Consider the following 3,553-nt stretch of genomic DNA (forward strand, 5'->3'; position numbering starts at 1 on the left):
AATGACATCTTCGTCTTCACCGGCGGCTTCGGGGCGGACGTCATCACCGACTTCTCGGCCGGGGCCGGGATCGGCGACCGGATCCGGCTGGAGACCAGCTGGATGGCGGACTTCGCCGATGTGCTCATCCATGCGACGGACCCGGCCGGGGGGGTGGTGATCGCCAGGAGCGGCCTGTCGATCACGCTCACGGGGGTGACCAAGGCCCAGCTGAACGTCGACGACTTCCAGTTCGTCGCCCCGGCCGCTCCGCTCCTGGAGACGGCCAAGGACGCCGGGCCCCAGGTGCTGCCGGACGATCAGGACGCCAAACCCGGCCTGTTCTCCGACGACGACGCCATCATCTGTCCGGTGTTCGACGGCGGACTGGCCACGGACGCGGACACGCTGGAGGACGACTGGACCGATCTGGACCCGCTGATCCTGCCGCCCGGCGCCGGTCCGCTAGCGGTGCAATCAGAGGTAACCCAGGGCTTCCTGGGCCGATGGATGCAGAGCGCGGATCCCGCGATGCTGCAGGCCCGGGCCGACGCGCTCGACACCTTCGGCGGGCGGGACCCGCACGGCCTGCGCTGGCTGCTGCGCGAGCGCCCGGACACCCGGCTGGATGACGGCGGGGACACCTCACTGCCGCCGGAGGTGCTGCCCGCCGAGATGGGTCCCAAGGAGCTGTTCGACGCGCCGCTGATCTGCTTCGGCGGCGGCCTGGGCTCGGACACCGACACGGTCAAGGACGACTGGACCGACCTGGACAACCCGCTCATCCTGCCGCTGGACATCGGTCCCAAGGCCGCGCCGGCTGGGCCCGTCGTCTGCGACACCGGAGCTGGCCCCGGCGATCCCGGCCACCCCCTGGCCTTCGTCACCGACACCGAAACCCTGCTCTCCGAGCGCGGACCCAACCGCCTCATGAGCCAGCCCACCTGGGTGGATTGGGTCTGGTGAGGGAGGCTTGGCTGGAGCTGGCTCGAAAGAGCTGGTCACGGCCACCCGGGCCTCCATGCGGCAGATGCTCGAGGCGGCGCCCAGAGGGGGCGAGGCCTCCTAAGCCGCTCGCCTAGCCGCATAGGCGCCGTTCGGGAGGGCGGTGATTTCGCCATAGCGGACGAGGGTGGAGAGCGCCTGGAGGACGCGCTGCTCGATGCGCTTGCCGCCGCCCTTGAAGGCGCGGGCGACCGCCGGGGCGTCGAGCGGGCGGGCGGAGGCCTGGAGCACGGCCCGGATGGCCATGACCTGTTCGCCCTTGTCCTTCGGAAAGCTCGGCGGGCGCTTTTCGATGGCGACCACCGTGTCGCCGAACGCGAGTTCGCCGGACTTGGGCGCGGCGGTGCCCTTGGCGAAGCGGGGGATCTGGTAGTCGGGGCGCAGCCACCGGACGTGGCCGGCGGCCTCCTCGGCGGCGCGTTCGGCGTTCAGGGCGACGAGGCGTTCGAGGATCTGTTCGTCGGTCAGGTCATGCGGCCAGCCGTAGGCGTCGCAGGTCGCCCGGTCGATCTGGTCGTGCAGGTCCCTGAGGATCAACACCCGGCCGCGGGCCTTCACGTCCTCGTCCTTCTCCGTCAGCGGCTCGTCGGCGCGGAGTTTCTCAAGGACGTTGTAGAGGCCGGTCAGGGTCAGGTCGGGATGCTCGGCCTGCACTGCCTTGCGGGTGGCGTCCAGTTCCTCGCCGAGGTCGCGGAGGCGGGCGCGGGTGGGCTCGTCGGGGTCAGGGAAAGGGAAGGGGTCGAACGTGCTCGCCTTGTTGTAACGAGGCCGATCTTCCAGGGTGCCGCCGGCTCGAAGCGCCCAGAGGGTATGTGGCCTCGACGAAAGCGCGGCTAGGTGGAAAGCGTCGTCGGTGCTGATCACCACTGTCTCGTGGTTAGCCGTGACGCTCCCATCAAGAAACTGGAAGGTGCGATGCTTGGCGGTCCTCGTCGTGGCGACGTACCGCGAGAGTCCCTCATTCGCCCGACGGATTTCGGGACGGGTCCGTCCGAACAGCCACCACTTCTCGCGAAAGCCCCGGTCCGCGTTTCGATCCCGCTCCGGCTTCACGACTTCCAGAACGTGCTGGAAGGCTGCGGGAAAGCGTTGTCGCGCCTCGGCTTCCGAAAGGCCGTAGAAGTCGATCACGAAATCGCCTCGGTTGCGTTGGGTGAGTTCGCTTCCTCCGATGTGAGGAAACACGGCCGGGCCGAAGCCGCGTGGTTGATCGGCCGCGATCAGGTGTTCTGCCACCGCCCTGGGGACGACGAAGCCCTCGCCGGCGAGCATGACGCCATTGCACGACAGCCCGGCGTTGGCCTCCAGCGCGACCACTGAAGTTGCATCCGCTCCAACGGAAAGATCGGCGTTAATGCGCCCGACGGCTTCGGAGAGTTCGATCTGGGGACTATCCGTATCGACGTCCGCTTCCTCCACGCTCTGCAGCAAACGCCCCGGCCCACTGCCAGCCTGGGCGACGGTCATGGCGATGCGCACCGCAGCCGCGTCGCGGCTCGCCTTCGTCCAAGGGTGATCCGGGATCGCGTACAGGATCGATACAGGGTTCTTGCCGTTGAGATGCTTCTCGATCACCCGCCGGCTGAAGCTTTGGGTCATCGAGTTCGTCGTGACGAGCCCAAAGCGGCGCAGGCGTGTCTTCTTGCGCGTCAGCACGTCGGCGGCCCGGTCCCACCACTGCATGACGAAATCGGCTGACGCGGCAACGCGCGCGTTCGCCTTCTTCAGCGCTTGGAGGTAGCCGTCACCCAAGGCCGTCCGCATGATCGCGCCCTTCCCGATGAACGGCGGGTTCCCGACGATAAACTCCGCCTCTGGCCACTCCGGCCGGCGAGCGTTCGGGAATACCTGCACCGCCACGCCGTCCTGCATCTCGAACTGCAGCTCCGGATAGCCATCCCAGGTCAGGACCGCATCCTTCTGCTGAATGTTGCCGAAGGCCTTGAGGATCGGCTCGGCGGGGTGTTCGGAGCGGTTGCGGTAGTGCTGCTGGAGGTAGCCGATCCACAGCACCAGTTCGGCGATGGCGGCGGCGCGGACGTTGAGCTCGATGCCGAGGAACTGGTGCGGATCGACCGTCTCGAAGCCGATGCTTTCCATCTCGCCCAGCTCGGCGAGCGCCTCCAGCACCTCGCCCTCCAGCCGCTTCATCAGCTCCAGCGAGACGTAGAGGAAGTTGCCGGTGCCGCAGGCGGGGTCGAGCACGCGGGTGGTGCAGAGCTGATGATGGAAGGCGCGGACGGCGGCCACGGCCTCCTTGGGCTCGTTGCGGTTTCGGGCGTCCTCAGCCTTGAGCTGGGCGGCGCGCCAGTCCTCGCGCAGCGGCTCCATGACCGTCACCTCGACCAGCCGCTCGACATAGGAGCGGGGCGTGTAGTGGGCGCCGAGCTTGCGGCGCTCGGCCGGGTCCAGCGCCTGTTCGACCAAGGTCCCGAAGATGGCCGGCTCAACATAACGCCAGTCATGCTTTGAGGCGGCGAGCAGTTCGCCGATCTCCTCGCGCGTCATCGGGAAGGCGCGCGGGTTGTGGAACAGGCCGCCGTTGAACCAGCGCAGGTGGGTCCGGAAG

Annotated in this window: 2 protein-coding genes; one reads left to right on the plus strand and one right to left on the minus strand. The window is 68.1% G+C overall.

Annotated features, from left to right (window positions below):
* Positions 1 to 945, plus strand: a 945-nt coding sequence (locus Q0M60_RS05660; protein ID WP_296817063.1) for a hypothetical protein, incomplete at its 5' end; no start/stop codon positions are given.
* 99 nt (positions 946 to 1,044) lie between these two features.
* Here the strand turns inward: Q0M60_RS05660 and Q0M60_RS05665 are convergent.
* Positions 1,045 to 3,553 (minus strand): DNA methyltransferase (locus Q0M60_RS05665; RefSeq protein WP_296817065.1); only part of this gene is annotated, 2,509 nt, incomplete at its 5' end.

The sequence above is a fragment of the Brevundimonas sp. genome, assembly GCF_024711105.1.
Taxonomy (GTDB): domain Bacteria; phylum Pseudomonadota; class Alphaproteobacteria; order Caulobacterales; family Caulobacteraceae; genus Brevundimonas.